The 15,236-nt window shown below is 59.7% G+C and carries 15 protein-coding genes and 3 pseudogenes; 7 read left to right on the top strand and 11 right to left on the bottom strand.

The annotated features are described in order from the left end of the window. Positions 1–264, bottom strand: a pseudogene (locus DQ393_RS20105) (hypothetical protein); the annotation flags it as partial. Between the two features lie 123 nt (positions 265–387). Here DQ393_RS20105 and DQ393_RS20100 point away from each other — a divergent pair. Both DQ393_RS20100 and DQ393_RS34225 read left to right on the top strand, forming a co-directional pair. After that, positions 388–636, top strand: a complete 249-nt coding sequence (locus DQ393_RS20100) for a helix-turn-helix transcriptional regulator (RefSeq protein WP_112343495.1) — start codon at positions 388–390, stop codon at positions 634–636. A 133-nt stretch (positions 637–769) separates the two neighbouring features. Then, positions 770–996, top strand: a pseudogene (locus tag DQ393_RS34225) (transcriptional regulator). A 532-nt stretch (positions 997–1,528) separates the two neighbouring features. Here the strand turns inward: DQ393_RS34225 and DQ393_RS20085 are convergent. From DQ393_RS20085 to DQ393_RS20040, 10 genes are all read right to left on the bottom strand, one after another. After that, a complete protein-coding gene (locus tag DQ393_RS20085) occupies positions 1,529–2,440 on the bottom strand; it encodes an ABC transporter permease (protein ID WP_112343494.1) in 912 nt (303 codons plus the stop codon). Continuing rightward, entirely contained in the window at positions 2,437–3,537 is a 1,101-nt protein-coding gene (locus DQ393_RS20080) for an ABC transporter permease (RefSeq protein WP_112343493.1), read from the bottom strand. Before DQ393_RS20080 ends, DQ393_RS20085 begins: the two co-directional genes overlap by 4 nt. Continuing rightward, complete coding sequence (locus DQ393_RS20075) at positions 3,534–5,057, bottom strand: ABC transporter ATP-binding protein (protein WP_112343492.1); 1,524 nt, start codon at positions 5,055–5,057, stop codon at positions 3,534–3,536. The genes DQ393_RS20080 and DQ393_RS20075 overlap by 4 nt, the downstream gene beginning before the upstream one ends. 7 nt (positions 5,058–5,064) lie before the next feature. Further along, positions 5,065–6,165: a BMP family ABC transporter substrate-binding protein gene (locus DQ393_RS20070; RefSeq protein WP_112343491.1), complete on the bottom strand. Its 1,101-nt coding sequence runs from the start codon at positions 6,163–6,165 to the stop codon at positions 5,065–5,067. Positions 6,166–6,188: 23 nt separating this feature from the next. After that, entirely contained in the window at positions 6,189–7,568 is a 1,380-nt protein-coding gene (locus DQ393_RS20065; RefSeq protein WP_112343490.1) for an amidohydrolase, read from the bottom strand. A gap of 4 nt (positions 7,569–7,572) precedes the next feature. Further along, complete coding sequence (locus DQ393_RS20060; RefSeq protein ID WP_112343489.1) at positions 7,573–8,229, bottom strand: glutathione S-transferase family protein; 657 nt, start codon at positions 8,227–8,229, stop codon at positions 7,573–7,575. After that, positions 8,226–9,071: an aromatic ring-hydroxylating oxygenase subunit alpha gene (locus DQ393_RS20055; protein WP_112343502.1), complete on the bottom strand. Its 846-nt coding sequence runs from the start codon at positions 9,069–9,071 to the stop codon at positions 8,226–8,228. Before DQ393_RS20055 ends, DQ393_RS20060 begins: the two co-directional genes overlap by 4 nt. Beyond that, complete coding sequence (locus DQ393_RS20050) at positions 9,071–9,712, bottom strand: Rieske (2Fe-2S) protein (RefSeq protein WP_112343488.1); 642 nt, start codon at positions 9,710–9,712, stop codon at positions 9,071–9,073. The genes DQ393_RS20055 and DQ393_RS20050 overlap by 1 nt, the downstream gene beginning before the upstream one ends. 139 nt (positions 9,713–9,851) lie before the next feature. Next, complete coding sequence (locus DQ393_RS20045; RefSeq protein ID WP_112343487.1) at positions 9,852–10,136, bottom strand: acylphosphatase; 285 nt, start codon at positions 10,134–10,136, stop codon at positions 9,852–9,854. Positions 10,137–10,350: 214 nt separating this feature from the next. After that, entirely contained in the window at positions 10,351–11,187 is an 837-nt protein-coding gene (locus DQ393_RS20040) for an NAD(P)H-dependent oxidoreductase (RefSeq protein ID WP_112343486.1), read from the bottom strand. 96 nt (positions 11,188–11,283) lie between these two features. Here DQ393_RS20040 and DQ393_RS20035 point away from each other — a divergent pair, with 96 nt between their 5' ends. From DQ393_RS20035 to DQ393_RS34335, 5 genes and pseudogenes are all read left to right on the top strand, one after another. Next, a complete protein-coding gene (locus tag DQ393_RS20035; RefSeq protein WP_112343485.1) occupies positions 11,284–12,216 on the top strand; it encodes a LysR family transcriptional regulator in 933 nt (310 codons plus the stop codon). Positions 12,217–12,592: 376 nt separating this feature from the next. Next, complete coding sequence (locus tag DQ393_RS20030) at positions 12,593–12,805, top strand: hypothetical protein (RefSeq protein ID WP_112343484.1); 213 nt, start codon at positions 12,593–12,595, stop codon at positions 12,803–12,805. A 303-nt stretch (positions 12,806–13,108) separates the two neighbouring features. Further along, positions 13,109–13,993, top strand: a complete 885-nt coding sequence (locus tag DQ393_RS20025) for a helix-turn-helix domain-containing protein (protein WP_112343483.1) — start codon at positions 13,109–13,111, stop codon at positions 13,991–13,993. Between the two features lie 137 nt (positions 13,994–14,130). After that, on the top strand, positions 14,131–14,727 hold the full coding sequence (locus DQ393_RS20020; protein WP_245430411.1) for a hypothetical protein: 597 nt from the start codon (positions 14,131–14,133) through the stop codon (positions 14,725–14,727). Continuing rightward, positions 14,724–15,233: pseudogene (locus tag DQ393_RS34335) on the top strand (hypothetical protein); the annotation flags it as partial. The gene DQ393_RS20020 and the pseudogene DQ393_RS34335, both read left to right, overlap by 4 nt. Positions 15,234–15,236 lie beyond the last annotated feature (3 nt).

The raw sequence follows: 15,236 nt of genomic DNA, 5'->3' as shown, positions 1-15,236 counted from the left end.
TTCCACCTGCGGAAATCCGACGGCGGCGACCATCCTGCTTTCAAGGCTCACCTGAATTTTCCAAAGCCGCTGCGTTTCATTGTGTGCGGCCAGCCATTGCCGCCAAAGGTCCAGCGCGGGATCGCAGACGGCATTGCCGGCCAGCGCCTCGGCAGCGGCCGCGCCATAGTCGAACGGCCATGTTGCTGTGGCTGCCATCGTGCCCGTCAGCAACATCCTGCGCGTGACGGAAGACAAAGTCGTGTTATTGTCAGAATCAGCCATGATCTGAGCTCCCAAATAGCTTAGTTATGGTCAGGCCGGGCAAGTGTTGCGAGCACTTGTTCGGTCGATTTCACATAATATGCATATTTGCGCTTTTTGTGCAAACATTGATGTCGGAGTTGAATGAAGAACTTTCCCTCTCAGGTTCGGGCCGCGCGCGGGTTGCTCAATCTGACCCAGCAAGGTCTCGCTGAAATTTCACAGGTCAGTTTGCGAACTATTGTCCAACTGGAGCAGGGGGACAAAGAGCCGTCGCGATCGATTGCGCAAACGTTAAAACTGTCTCTTGAAGCAGCGGGGGTGGAGTTCATTCCGGAGAACGGCGACGGCGGCGTTGGGGTCCGTTTGAAGAAGACTTCCTCGGCGGAGTGAACGTCGAGTGGTGTGCGTTTCTCACGCCCCGAAAGTGCGTTGGGCGAGCATGATTTAAGACAGCTCCTCAAGGCGATGCCATCACCGTGGTGGCGCGCGGCTCGCGAAGCGGAAGAGTAGAAAGACCGGTTTGATGCCGAGGATGGAGGCGGCAAACCATATCCAAGAGCAGATTGGCGCCGATGGCCACTATGAGAACGTCAGCGAACACTTTGCGCCTTGATCCGTCGCGACCTGCAAACCCGTGATGAGGCATGGGAAGCCCTCCAAAGGGAGCTTGCGCCTGCTATGCGGGCGGATGATAGCGAGTTTGTCGCGGTTTCCGCTGAAGATGTTATCCGCCGCAATCGGCGCCGCTGATCATGGCCTATCGGTTCTATCCACGCGCGGATGCGGGGCAGGACAAGATGTGGCGGGATACCGTTGAAACGTGGGATGAGAAGCACGCGGTGACTTATGTCACTGGATTGCATACGCATTTACAGCGGTTATGCGAGAAAAAGCCATTTGGAGGAAGCTCCCGGAACGCTCTGCAGCTCCTGCCGATGTGAAGCGGGGCCTTCGTCAGCCGCTACGAGCATCACTATGTCTTTTTCCAGGAACTCGATAACGGCGATCTCGGCATGATGAGCATTTTGCATGAACGCATGGATGTGCCGGTGCGTCTTGCCGACGACTTGGCGGCTCCTGTCGGGAACGTGGAGCGTTTCAAGGCGTAAGGCTGGGCGCGACGGTTGCATTGCTGTTACCTGCGATAGCAGGCATCGCGTGCCAACTTGATGTGGAAGAACGGCTATTCGCGGTGGCCGCCATAGCCGGGCTTGAGCGACCACGGCATTCGTTGAGGTGCGTTTCACGCTGGAATTTCACAAACCAGGCGAATGATTACGGCTTAACGTTCGAACGGCTCGCCGAGGGAGGCGACGCCATTGAGCTTCAGCAGGCGACGGTCCGCCGAGATGATGCCGAGGACGACGATCGTCACGAGGTAGGGCAGGCATGCCAGCAGCTGCGAGGAAACGGCAAGTCCGCTTGCCTGGGCGGCAAGCCCCATCAGCGATACCGCGCCAAACAGGCAGGCCCCTAAGAAGATCCTCGATGTCAGCCAGGTTCCGAAGACGACGAGGGCAATGGCAATCCACCCGCGGCCGGCGATCATGCCGTCGGCCCAGAGCGGCGTGTAGATCGTTGCGGCATAGGCGCCGGCAAAGCCTGCCATCATGCCGCCGAAGGCAACCGCGGCGAAACGGATCGCGATGATGGGATAGCCGATGGCATGGGCGGCCTTGGGATTTTCGCCGACGGCGCGCAGGATGAGGCCGATCTTGCCGTAGGCAAACATCGCCCATATGCCGATCGTCACGACGAGCGAGATCCAGACGACGATATCCTGATTGAAAAGGCCACCGATGAGGGGAATTTGCGAGAGCCCGGGGATTCCGATCTTCGGCAGCGTGGTGACGGTCAGGCTCTCATAGCTCTTGCCGAATAGCGCCGAGAGGCCCTGGCCCAGGATACCGAGCGCAAGGCCGGCGGCGACCTGGTTCGCGTTGAAGCCGAGAACGATACCGGCAAAGACCATGGAAAGCAGAGCGCTTCCGAGACCGGCCGCAAGGAAAGCCAGAAAATGGCCGCCCCCGTGATAGACGACGATGAAGGCGATGACGGCACCAAGCGCCATCAATCCTTCGACACCGAGATTGAGGACGCCGGCGCGCTCGACGACAAGCTCACCCAAGGCTGCCAGCAGAAACGGCGTTGCGGCTGCCAGCATGCCTGCGAGGATGAATTCGACGGCGCTCATGATGTGCTCCGGACGGACATGGGACGCCATACGATGCGATAGCGCACGAAGGCGACAGCGATCAGATAGATGAGGAGCAGGCTGCCCTGGAAGACGCGGACGGCGGCAATCGGTAGATTGGCGGAGACCATGGCATTGTCGCCGCCGATGTAGAGTGCGGCCATGACGATCGAGGAAATAACGATGCCGATCGGATTGAGACCGCCGAGGTAGGCAACGATGATTGCCGCATAGCCATATCCGGTCGAGATGGAACGTTGCAGCTGGCCAAGCGGGCCGGCAACTTCGGCAGCGCCGGCAAGACCGGCAGCAGCACCGCCTATCGTCAGCGAGAGCCAGATTGCCCAGCTCTCCTTGAAGCCGGCATAGCCTGCCGCCCGGGGAGCCAGTCCGCCGACCTGCAATTTATATCCGGCGAAGCTCTTCTGCATGAAGATCCATGCCGCGATCGATAGGCCGGCCGCGAGGATGAGCGAGACGTTGACGCGCGTTCCTTCGAACAGGATCGGCACCATGGCATCGTACTGGAACATGACCGATTGCGGGAAATTGAAGCCGTTCGGATCCTTCCATGGGCCGAGAAGCAGGTAATTGAGCAATTGCGCGGCGACGAAGCTCAGCATCAGCGAGACGAGGATTTCGTTGGCATTGAGCCTGACGCGCCAGAAGGCGGTCAAGGAGGCCCACAGCGCGCCGCCGATGGTGCCGAAGAGCAACATTGCCGGCCAGATCCATTGGCCCGTTGCCTGCGGCATCCAGATGGGTATGGCGGAGGCGAAGATTGCGCCAAGAATGAATTGGCCCTCGGCGCCGATGTTGAAGACTTTCGCCCGAAAGCCGATCGCCAGACCCTGTGCGATCAGAAGCAGCGGACCGGTCTTCAACAATACTTCCGAGAATGAGGCCCAGGAGAAGAACGGCTCGACCAGCATGGCGTAGATCACCGCTGCCGGATCGCGACCCATGGCGATATAGAGGCCGAGATTAAGTATGATGGTGACGATGAGAGCGATCGGCGGTGCCAGCAGCTTCGCAGTGAACGAGGCCCGTTCCCGGCGGACAAAGGTGGGCAAGACGGCGACGAAAGAACTGCTCATGCGGATAGGTTTTCCCGTTGGGGCTGTGCGCCGATCATGTATCGACCGATGTCTTCCGGGCGGGTATCGCGCGTGACGAGCGGCGGGCTCAGCGTGCCGTGGTAAAGGACCTGGATAAAGTCGCTCAGCTCGAACAATTCCTCGAGTTCCTCGGATATGACGAGAATGGCCATGCCTTGATTGCGCAGCTCGATCAGCCGCTTGCGAATGGCGGAGGCGGCGCCGACATCGACGCCCCAGGTTGGTTGCGCAAGAAAGAGCAGTTTCGGCGCGAGCATGATTTCGCGGCCGACTATGAACTTCTGCAGGTTTCCTCCGGAAAGCGAGCCGGCTTCCGCATCCGGGCCGCGCGTGCGCACATCATAGTCCCGGATGCACTCAGCTGCGAAGGCGGTGGCCTTGGTGCTGTCAAGGAGACCATGTCGCACAAGCTTCAAGGGATGAGCCGTCAGCAGGCTGTTGAGCGTCAGCGACATTTCGGGGACGGCACCATGCCCGAGCCGGTCTTCCGGGACAAAGGCAAAGCCTAGTTTTCGACGGCTGGCGGCGTCGAGGCTGCCGACATCCCGCCCCATCATGAAGATCTGATCGCGTTTGTCCCGGGGCAGGGGCGTTTCCCCCGAGATGAGCGCGGCAAGTTCCTTTTGTCCATTCCCGGAAATGCCGGCAATGCCCAGAATCTCGCCGCTGCGCACGCTCAGGCTGATGGTCGAAAGCGGCATGCCAAAAGGATCGTCCGGCCGGTGATCGAGGCCGATGATTTCCAGGCGCTTTTCGCCCTCGGCCAAGGGCAATGCTGGTATTGGCTCCGGCATGTCGCGGCCGATCATCATGCGGGCGAGATCATGGGCATCATGCTCGCGCGGATCCACATGTCCGGTCACGCGTCCGCCGCGCAGGATGGTCGCACGGTCGCACAATGACTGGATCTCTTCCAGCTTGTGCGAGATGAAGAGGATCGATACGCCGCCGTCGCGCAGCCGGCGCAACGTATCGAACAGCTTCCCGACCGCCTGCGGCGGCAGCACCGAAGTCGGCTCGTCGAGGATCAGCAGCTTCGGATCGGTCATCAGACACCGGATGATTTCCACCCGCTGCCGCTCGCCGACCGACAGTTCATGCACATGCGCCAACGGATCGACTTCGAGACCGAATTCATCCCCGAGAGCACGGATGCGCTGCGCAAGCTCGGCCCTGCCGCCGGAGACGATCAGGCGAATATTCTCGACGACTGTCAGGCTCTCGAACAGCGAGAAATGCTGAAAAACCATCCCGATGCCGGTACGCCTCGCCTCCGCGGGAGAGGCAAGGCTCAAGGGCTGCCCATGCCAGGCGATAGTCCCGTCGTCCGGTTGTTCGACGCCGTAGATCAGCTTCATCAGTGTCGATTTGCCGGCGCCGTTTTCTCCGAGGATGGCATGGATCGAGCCCTTGGCCACGTCCAGATCGACATGCTTGTTGGCATGGACCTGGCCGTAGCTTTTGGATATGCCGCGCAGCGAAAGCAGCGGAATGGTCATGAGCGACTTACTTCGGCAAAGGCGTCTTCACACCTTTGACATGCCAGTCCATCGCGACGATCTGGGCATCCGTCAATGTCGCCCCCGAAGCCGCGCCTTCGCTGCCGTCGGCCTTGGTGATCGGGCCGGTGAACGGCGAAAAGCCGCCGCTTGCGATCTTCGCTTCGATTTCCTTGATCTTCGCCATCGTGTCGGCCGGAATTGCAGGGCTCCAGTCGACCACTTCGACGACCTTGTCCGAAACGCCGAGGAAAGCATTGGCGCCCTTGAAGGTGCCGGCGAGATGGGCATCGACTGATGCCTTGAAGAAGGGCGACCAATCCGTGGATACGCAGCCGAGATAGGTTTTCGGCGCATATTTCTTCATCGAGGAATTCAGGTTGAAGGCATAAACGCCGGCTTCCTCGCAGGCCGAGATGACCGAGGGCGTATCCTGGGCGTTCGAGAAGATCACGTCGCAGCCCTGCGAGATCAAGGCCTTTGCCGCTTCCTGTTCCTTGGCCGGATCGAACCAGGAATTGACCCAGACGACCGATACCTCGATGTCGGGCTTCACCGCCTGTGCGCCGAGCGTGAAGGCGTTGATTGACGTGATCAGTTCGGGAATCGCGAAGGCGGAGACAGAGCCGAGCTTGCCGGTCTTGGACACTGCGGCCGCCGCCATGCCGAGCAGATAGGTCCCCTGAAAATACTTGGCGGCAAAGGGCGAGAAATTCGGCGCGACCTGGAAGCCGGAAGCATGCAGGACGCTCACCTTCGGATTACGACGGGCAATCTGCAGCGCGCCGTTCTGATAGCCGAATGAGCCGGCGATGAGGAAATGATTCCCGTCGGCAACCGTCTTGTTCATGATGCGGTCCGCATCCGGGCCTTCGGCGATGTTTTCGATCACCGTCACCTTGACCTTGTCGCCATAGGTGGCCTTGATCGGATCAAGGCCGGCGGCCAGCGCATGGCCCCAGCCGACGTCGCCGATCGGCGAGGGTACGACGAGCGTAATGCCGAGCGGTTCGGCCGCGGCAAAGGCGGAGCGGCCGGTGAAGGCCGTTGCGAGGCCTGCGACGGCCGCGCTTTTCATCAATGTTCTGCGGGTCAGATTCTTCTGCATCCCAGTTCCCCTTTTTTTGGCTTTCAGAATTCTACTGTTGCAAGTGCCGCCTCGGCCGCCGCAAACAGCGCGGTCTCATCCAGTCCGGTGAATTCACCGTTTTTCCAGACGATGCGCCCGTTGATCATGGTCAGATCGGTGGGCATGCCGATCCCGACCTTGGCGATCAGGCTCAGCGGGTCATGCCGAGTCCCGACATAGTCCATCCGTCGCGTATCGATCGCGAAGAGGTCGGCGGCCATGCCCGGAGCGAGGCGCCCGATATCGCTGCGTCCCAGCAGGCTTGCGCCGCCGCTGGTCGCATATTGCAGGAAGTCGAGCGGAGCCGGAACGGCATGCGCGCGCGTCGAGGCTGTCAGGCACTGCAGCATGTAGGCGGAATGGATGCAGTGCATCAGGTTCGAGTTGTCGTTCGATGCGGCTCCATCGCAGCCGAGGCCGATACGAAGTCCGAAAGCCTGCATCGCCGGGATGTCGGTCACTTCGGCCCCGACGAGGTAAACCGGCTCGGGGCAATGGGAGACGCCGGTGCCGCTTGCCGCCATCTTGCGCAGCTCGCCATGCGTCAGTTCCCAGCAATGAGCATAGAAGGTGTCGGGGCCGGCAAAGCCCAATTCGGCGCAGTAATCGACCGTGCGCATGCCATGCCGCGCCTCGATGACGGGGCTTTCACCTTCGCCGACATGGGTATGCATCTGCACGCCGCGATCGCGCGCCAGCGCGACCGACTCGACGAAGGTTTCGCGATAGCAATTGACCGGCTGGCAGGGCGCGACCACCACCTGACGCATGCTGAAGGGGCCGGCATCGTGATAGCTGTCGATCAGCCGCGCGCAATCAGCGATGAATTCGTCGGTGGTTTCGAGCATGGCGTCCGGGATCGTCGACCCCTCGGACTTCGGCAGGGTGTTGCCGCCACGGCCTGCATGAAAGCGCATGCCCAGAAGTTCGGCGGCTTCGAACTGGCGATCGATCAGGCGCTTTCCGGCATGGCGGGGAAAGCAATATTGATGGTCGAAGGCGGTCGTACAGCCATGCTTGATCATCTCGGCCATGGCGGTGACCGAAGAATGATAGAAACAGTCCTCCGTCAGCCGCGAGAAGATCGGATAGATGCGGTCGAGCCATTCGATGACGGAAAGTTTCGTCCAGTCGAGATCGGCCCGGTTGCGCACGAAGCACTGAAAGAAGTGGTGATGGGTGTTCACAAGCCCCGGATAGACGAACCAGCCGGTAGCGTCCTGGGCGATGGTGCCCTCCGGCAGCGCGTTCTGCGACAGGTTCTCCCCGATCGCCTGGATCGCGGGACCCTTGGTAAGCAGGTCGACGTTGCGACGCACGCTCGGTCCCTTGCCCTCATCGACGATCACAGCCGCGCAATTTTTCAGGAGATAACCGGTCATTCCATCACGTCTCCCCTGCCGGATGCGGATCGGGTTTCAGCTCGTGCAGGCGGTGAATGCCGGGCATTTCGATGAAACCGGGCAGGCTGCGGATGGCACGCATCCAGAGCCGGATCGAGGGATAGGGATCAAGCGTGATGCCGCCGTCGGGCGCAAGCGCCACATAGGGGAAGCAGGCGATATCGGCGATAGTCGGCCGGCTTGCCGCAAGGAACCGCATGCCGCGCTCGCCCTGTTCGAAGAGGCCCGCTTCCAGCTCGCGCAGCGCTGCGATCCCTTGAGCCTGCAATGCCTTGATATCTCCTGGCCGCAGAAGCATTTCGTGGAGCCGCGCGCTGCCAAGATTGGCCGTCAGGCGATGCGAAAAGGAGAGCCACTGCTGCACGCGCGCCGTCTCCTGCGGTGAACCTTGGCCCAGCCATTCCGGTGCACCACTGGCAGCGAGATAAGCAAGCATCGCCGAGGACTCGGTCAGCACAAGATCGCCATCCTCGAGGATGGGGATGGAACCCGCCGGATTGAGCGCCAGAAGCTCCGGCCCGCGATGCTCCGCGCCGGGATGGAAATCGACCGACCGGATTTCGAGCTTGATGCCGAGGATGGCGGCCATCAGCCGTACCTTGTAGCAGCTCGGCGATAAGATGTAGTCATAGAGTTTCATTGTGCGACCAACTGTGCGCCGTAGGTATAGTTGTGGCGCTTCAGCCATCGCCGGTAGGCGACCGAGGTGAGGTCGGCCCTGGTCGGAATTTCCATGCCGGGATCAAGCGGAAGAAGCGTGGGTATCTGGTTTTCGAGGATAGAGCGATCCTGCAGGAAAATCATCTGCTGGAAGTGGATGAGATCGGTCATCGGCGTCTCGTCGTCGAAGAGAGCCATCCACGGCCATACATCGCAAAGATCCTCCGCGAGCGGCTGGACGAACAGGGTAATGACGTCCCATTCGCTGGGTCGCGGCGGACAGGTCTTGTAGAGCACCGAACAGGTCGGGGCCGGCACGCGATACATGTACTCGGTCGTAATGCCGCCGGATGCCGATTTTGCAGCCTGCGGCTGGTAGAATTTTACCTGCGTCGCCCAGACTTCATCCTCGTTCTCGCGGATCTCGACCTTGTAATTTTCGACCTCCGTATGCGGCTCCGCGCCGAGGATGTCGGTGTGAACGAACGGAAAATGCGCGATGTCGAGAAAATTCTCGACGGCACGAAGCGGCGAGCAGCGCACGCGGACCACGCCGACTTCGACGAAGCGGCGGCCTGGCTGATCGGCTTCGGGAATGGCAAAAAGCTCCTTGTCCGGCTTTCCGAGCGAGGACCAGACGTGGCCATACTGAACGCGGACGGGAAGTGTTCTTCCCTCGACGGTCGTCACCCGCGCATTCCCGTCGTGATCGCGGGCGACCTCGATCGCCTCGCCCATCAGATAAGTCCTGGTTCCTTTTTCGTTGAGCTGGCTGAAAAGGCCGACCGGATACCATTCATCGATCATCGCGCCGCCATTCATCATGCGCTCTCCCTTTGGCGCTCTTCCGCGGCACGGCGGATGGATTCGACAGTCCGCGATGCCGCAACGCGGTCTGCCGAGCTGCGATCCCTGTCGACCATGAGATGAAGGAGCGTATGCTTTTCCTGAGGTGCCAGCAGCAGCGCGATCCATGGGAATTCAGGCAGGCGGATCAGACCGTTCGCATCGATCTCCGCTCCTGCCACGTCCTCGATGGCCGCAACGTCTGTTTCCACCGTCAACGAGCGTAGCGGTATCAGTTCCTCGAGCGGAGGGGGCTGCATCGCCGGCTGCCCGACGGCGACCCACAGAATACCGTCCGATTCCTCGACCCGCTGCACGGCGACGCGAATGGTTTCCGGAGGGACGAGATCCGGATGGGCCGGAATGCGAATGCATCCGCCCGATGGCGAATAGCTCCATCCGTGATAGATGCAGGACAGCGCCTCGCCACGAACGAAACCATGCGACAATCGCATTCCGCGATGAGGACAGCGATCCGAAGATGCGGCCGCGCGGCCCGACTGACTGCGCCATAGAGCGATTGAGCCCTCCGGCGTCCAGGCCGGTATGACGGTTCCTGGCGGAAGATCAGAGGAGAGGGCGACTGGCGCCCAGGACCCGGCCCCATCAAATGGCATAGCCTTAACTCTCTTAATTTCACCAATGGCTTAGCGCCGCTGGTCATAGGCAGGCACTGATGCCTGCATCCCCGTAGCTTTTAAAGGTTTTGCATAAACAATTCGCATTGGCAACAATGATTAAATAAAAGGCAATAGATCAGGAATTCCTAAGATGCGGTGTTTCCCGATCATCCATGATCCTGCGCTGAATCTCCTGGACCCAGACGTCGATCGGGCCGAGCGAGCAACCCATTTCCAGCATGTCGATCAATTCCACGGGCCCGGCAACCTCAAGCTCGATCCTGTCCGCGCCGGAATGGAAGAATGTCTGGGAAAGCCCGAGCTTATCGGCGTGGCGGCGGATCCATGGGACGAATGAGGTCGAGTCGACGTCGCCCAGGATCGTCATGCGTTCTCGAACCTCACCCTGCCGCGCCTGCATCTGTCAATGTCCTTGTTTCAAACTGGTGAGACTTGATAGCCGTCCGGCGAATTTTTGAAAGGCTCAAGTAGGCCGATAACAGCATTCTTCGACCTTGCCGGCCTTCAAGTCAAATCCCTGGCCCGCTGTTCTGCCGGCGCACCTTGCCCAGCTGGCCCCGCGACAGGCCCGATGGACCGGCCCAGGGATCAGCTTCGACTATTGCGGCCGGGGATCACCGGCGCGCAAGCGACGGGATGGAATGCTGGAAATCCGGTTCCGCGTCTGTCGCTTCTTTGAGGTGAAGCGCAAAAGCCGATGTTGCCGAAGCGCCCAGCTCCGCACGGAGCTGCATGGTCGGGATATGGTAATCCCCGCCATTTTGCCGCCGGTAAGGAATGGGGCGCGTTGTCTCAAGGGTCCGCATCCGCTCGCGCAGGCTTTCGGCGGCGGCTTCAAAGCGTTGGTCGTTGAAGCGATCGGTACTGTAGACCACGAAGGGCGGCAGCACGTCGTAGCCTGGATAATAAAGAATGCCGTGGTTGATCGGAAAGAGCAGGTCGTCGATGGCGCCGTTGATGCCGCGCGGGGAATAATGTTCCTCCCAGCCGCCGGCGGTGACGATCAGCATGGCTCGTTTGCCGGCCAGGGTTCCCTCGCCATAGCGATCGCCCCACCGCTTGTCGCTGTGTTCGCCGACGCCATAGGCGAAGCCATATGCGAACACGCGATCGACCCAGCCTTTCAGGATGGCTGGCATGGTGAACCACCAGAGAGGAAACTGCAGGATCAACATATCGGCCCAGAGAAGCTTCTCGATCTCTGCCTTGACATCGGCCGTCAGCGTGCCGCTTTCGAACGCATGTTTGGAGGCCAACACGGGCAGAAGCCGTTCGTCCGGCCCCAGGGCAGAAAAGTCGGCGCGATCGATCTCGGATTTCCACCCCATGGCATAGAGGTCGGAAACCTGAACCGTATGTCCGGCTGCCTGCAATTCCCGCACGGCGACATCGCGCAACGATGCCGAAAGGGATTTCGGTTCGGGATGGGCGAAAACGATGAGTACATTCATGATGAGCACCTATCTGTTGGCGTTGGTTTTATCCAAAGATAGACCCTGCCCGACTGATGCGTTATATGTCGGATATGGATAAGATAATGCCGAATAATGGATAGATCCGATATCACGCTCGAGCGCATCCGCACCTTTGTCCGCGTCGCCGAGCGCGGCAACCTTTCGGTCGTGGCCCGCGAGCTGAACGTCGGCCAGTCGAGCATCACGCGACATGTGCGCGAGCTCGAGGAAGCCTTGGGCGTGGCGCTCTTGAGCCGCACGACCCGCCGCGTCACGCTGACCGAAGAGGGCAGCCGCTACTATGCCAATGTCGTGCAAATCCTGCGCCTCGTGGAACAGGCGACCGATGAGGCGCGAAGCGCACAGGGCGCCCATGCCGGCACGGTTCGCATCTCCTGCACGGCAGCGCTCGGCGTCCGGCATGTCAGCCGATTGATTTTCGCCTTCCAAGACCGCTATCCGGAGATCGCGGTCGATCTCAGCCTGACCGACGAGCGCATCGATCTTATCCGCGAGGGTGTGGATATCGCGCTGCGCCTCGGCCCGCTTGCCGACAGTTCCATGAAGCTGCGGGCGATCGGCCAGAGCCAGCGCGTTCTCGTTGCTTCTCCCGCCTATCTGGCAAGACACGGCCGGCCGACGACGCCCGAGGAACTCAAGGGTCATGAGGGTGTGCGCATGTCGAACATTGCCGGCAGCGAAGATCTCGTGCTCGAACGGGCAGGGGGCAGGCGCTACGTCGTGCCGTTCGGCGGAAGGCTCCAGTTCGATCATGGACTTGCCGCGCGCGAAGCTTTTGCGGCTGCTCGCGGCTTCGGTCCGGCCCATATCTGGCTGGTGGACGATCTGCTCGCGGACGGCCGCCTCGAAACGATTCTGCCCGACCATGCGCCGCCGGCCGTGCCGTTGAACATGCTTATTGCGCCGGAACGGGCCAGTATTGCGCGCGTCAGGCTGCTTGTGGAGTTTCTGGCGGAGGAGTTGCCGCGCATTCCGGGCATAAGGCGCTCCCGGGCGGAGAACTAGCGGGCCCGTTCCGACAATGGATCACCTGCGGACTTGCCGAATTTCAAACCGAAACCCGTGCCGGAATTCATGGGCGGAAATTTTTGTTTTCCGATCGGCTTCGGTAATTCACCAATTGGATACATGCTGCTGTGCCTCGTGCCACGATCCTGTCCCAAAGATAGAATAGTTTCCCAATTTTCTGGTAACCATCGCCCGGTAACCCGTGAGTTTCCTAGTGGTATGATGACGGCTACAGTGATCAAGGTCGGATTGATCGCAACAGAGTCGTAGTGTGATCAAGGTCTAGCCTTGCGAACATCTTTAAGCGTTCTTACGGATTTATTTTATATCAGGAATATGATAGCTGACATATAGTAATCCGGTGAGAGTGATAATGGTCGAATTCAATTTTAGCGAGCCACCTCGAGGAAACGGCTCTGAGGACATTTCGAACGAGTGCCAACGCCAATTGCAGCCCATCGTTAGTGAAATTGTCCGTGCCGCGGTCGCAGCTGGATGGGACGAGAAAGACGTCCTTCTGGCGATGGCGGATATCGCGTGGGATCTCTATGAAAAGCGCCGGGGCGATCTTCAGCCGCCGCAATAGTGCGATGATCGCTTTTCCACTCGGACGCGAAATAAAATAGAGCCTGACAACAGCCCTCTGTTGAATTGTGCCGGATCCATTCGATCTGGCTAATCAATGATGCGCTCTAGCGCCTTAGTCTTTCTTTACCATGTGAATATTTCCCCTTCAAAACTCAGTAATTTATACTATTTAATTTCGCGCTATAGCTGGTAGGCAGCAGCGTGGAGCGGGCAGGCTTGGGGGATTGCGATTGCAATCGATGATTGTTGCCTTGCCTGCTTCGCGTGCAAGTGAAATTTCGTCAGGGGCGGGCGATGCATAATGAGATTTGCGGGTGAGGCCCGGGAGCGGGCCGATCGATATGTATTCGACATAATCCCTGAGAGTGCGGGACCGAGAAGAACCTCTATGCGGGGGAGCGTTATCAATTCGGTTCGCAATCCCGGATCGCAGACCTGGGTTGCTAGGGAACATGCGGTGGCAATCGTGCTGGCTCCCTCGCGCGGCCTGCGAGCCTCTCTCGGCAGCGACCGGATCACGCAATATGATGCGCCGGTCGGCTGTCTCGTGGTCAATCCCGCCGGGGTGGACAGTACCCTTGCCTGGACCGAAACCAGGACAAATCTTGTCGTCGCCATTCCCCCTGACGTTCTGTCCGAGCTGGCGCTCCAGGAGTTCGATCTTGGCAATGTGGAACTCCAGCCGCCTGATTTCGGCACCGTCGATCCATTGGCCCTCGGCATAGCGCAGAGAATCTCTGTCGAGTTAACGAGGAAAGCACCTTCGAATGAACTCTATCTGGATTCATTGGTTACGCTATTCAGCACACATCTGCTTCGCACCTATACAAGCCGCATGACACAGCTTCCTACGCCAAAAGGCGGGCTTTCCGCCAAAAGCGCCCGGCGCGTGCAGGAATATCTTCGTGAGCATTTTACCGAAAAGGTACATGTCGCGGAGCTTGCTGCTGTCGCCGGCATTTCGCCCAATCACTTCATCGTGCGGTTTGCCAAGACCTTCGGCATGCCGCCGCACCGCTATCTCATCAATCTGCGTCTGGACAGGGCGGAGGAGCTGCTCGCGGCGGGTGAGATCTCCATTGCGGAAATCGCCTTCGTCACCGGCTTCTCGGATCAAAGCCACCTGGCGACAACCATGAAGAGATATCGCGGAAAAACGCCGATGGAGTTCCGCTTCGGGCGATAGGCGTGGCGGAGCACGGGCGCTCGAAGCCTCGCTCGGGCCTGCCGCAGTCGATTTTCCATTTCAGCAAATGCTTTATCTCTCTGATATGTCGGGGGGATGGAGGTTGCCTGGAGCTGAGATATTCCCGCCTGGCATGCATGCCCGGCGATCCCCGGCGCTCATGCGCAACAGCCTGCGGTACGTGTGGCAAAGCGGCTACACCTGCAACCGAGCGTGCAAAAAACCGTAATTTTCTAAAAAAAATCCGGAATTTTCTAAAATACGCTTCCGCGAAAATAAGGGCATGGTCACAGACGGTAACGAACCGGTGCTGTATGGACATTCAATTCCCTGAATTTGAAATCTTTGCTCCGAAAGTCGAGGCAGCCTGGTCTGCCTTGCAACAGCGATATGCCAACCGCCTGACCGAGGCGGAACTTGATTATCTATTTGCCTGCCTGGTCCTTGGTTTGACCTCCCCGGCCTATGGGGAAGGGAAACCATCGCTTCATTTCGATGTCTGCCGCGCCCTGGTGGCGATGAAGCTTCCTCCCGATCGGGCGGATGCCGCATTGCATAGCGTCCCGGCGCCGACGGAGCCGTGGGTCGAGAGCCTGCGCGAACAGCTCGAAAGCCAAAGCGCCAGGATGGGGCAGACACTTCTGGACATGCGGAATTTCAATGACGACGCGGCCGCCGATGCGGTTTCGGGCGCGCCTAGTCGTCCAGTCAACAGCGAGGATAAGGCAGCATGAGGGAATACGTTGGGGAACGCCTGCAGACTGAATCTCGTGACGGATTTGTCAAAGACCCTGCGCCGGTCAGGGGTAGCGATCGTTCGCAGCGTCGCCGCGTGATGGCTGCGCTGCGGATGTCATCGCGCGTTCTTGGGATGCGTCGTAAAAATCGGAGTATCGGTGCAATTGGGGCTATTTTCGGCGCCTTGGGGCTGATGATTGCGCCTCAGGCATTTGGCCAAGTAGGCGGCAACTATACAGCGGGCAATGGCACTGCGACCGGAGCCAATGGCCTCTCGATCGGTTGCGTTGGATACACCGCCACCGTCGGGGCGACGACAGGTGGCATGGCCATCGGCTGCCGAGCGATTTCCAACGGGAATAATTCAGTTGCGATCGGCGTCGATGCGCAAGCCCAAGATGTAGATGCTGTCGCCGTAGGACCAGGAGCCACGGCGACCGGGGTGAATTCCTCTGCTGTTGGTCCCTTCACCAATGCAAGTGGGCTGCGCGCTAGCGCTTTCGGT

It is taken from the genome of Martinezella tropici, from assembly GCF_003287875.1.
Classification (GTDB): domain Bacteria; phylum Pseudomonadota; class Alphaproteobacteria; order Rhizobiales; family Rhizobiaceae; genus Rhizobium; species Rhizobium tropici_C.
Note: the sequence above shows the minus strand (reverse complement) of the source record. Positions and strands in the feature narration are given on the sequence as shown.

Coding starts and splice junctions, on each gene's coding strand:
- DQ393_RS20045 (WP_112343487.1), bottom strand. CDS start 10,136: ATGCAGGCGCGGCAGGGTGAGGTTCGAGAACGCATGACGATCCTGGGC.
- DQ393_RS20060 (WP_112343489.1), bottom strand. CDS start 8,229: ATGAAACTCTATGACTACATCTTATCGCCGAGCTGCTACAAGGTACGG.
- DQ393_RS20080 (WP_112343493.1), bottom strand. CDS start 3,537: ATGAGCAGTTCTTTCGTCGCCGTCTTGCCCACCTTTGTCCGCCGGGAA.
- DQ393_RS20050 (WP_112343488.1), bottom strand. CDS start 9,712: ATGCCATTTGATGGGGCCGGGTCCTGGGCGCCAGTCGCCCTCTCCTCT.
- DQ393_RS20025 (WP_112343483.1), top strand. CDS start 13,109: ATGAGATTTGCGGGTGAGGCCCGGGAGCGGGCCGATCGATATGTATTC.
- DQ393_RS20070 (WP_112343491.1), bottom strand. CDS start 6,165: ATGCAGAAGAATCTGACCCGCAGAACATTGATGAAAAGCGCGGCCGTC.
- DQ393_RS20035 (WP_112343485.1), top strand. CDS start 11,284: ATGGATAGATCCGATATCACGCTCGAGCGCATCCGCACCTTTGTCCGC.
- DQ393_RS20040 (WP_112343486.1), bottom strand. CDS start 11,187: ATGAATGTACTCATCGTTTTCGCCCATCCCGAACCGAAATCCCTTTCG.
- DQ393_RS20065 (WP_112343490.1), bottom strand. CDS start 7,568: ATGACCGGTTATCTCCTGAAAAATTGCGCGGCTGTGATCGTCGATGAG.
- DQ393_RS20100 (WP_112343495.1), top strand. CDS start 388: ATGAAGAACTTTCCCTCTCAGGTTCGGGCCGCGCGCGGGTTGCTCAAT.
- DQ393_RS20085 (WP_112343494.1), bottom strand. CDS start 2,440: ATGAGCGCCGTCGAATTCATCCTCGCAGGCATGCTGGCAGCCGCAACG.
- DQ393_RS20020 (WP_245430411.1), top strand. CDS start 14,131: ATGCCCGGCGATCCCCGGCGCTCATGCGCAACAGCCTGCGGTACGTGT.
- DQ393_RS20030 (WP_112343484.1), top strand. CDS start 12,593: ATGGTCGAATTCAATTTTAGCGAGCCACCTCGAGGAAACGGCTCTGAG.
- DQ393_RS20075 (WP_112343492.1), bottom strand. CDS start 5,057: ATGACCATTCCGCTGCTTTCGCTGCGCGGCATATCCAAAAGCTACGGC.
- DQ393_RS20055 (WP_112343502.1), bottom strand. CDS start 9,071: ATGAATGGCGGCGCGATGATCGATGAATGGTATCCGGTCGGCCTTTTC.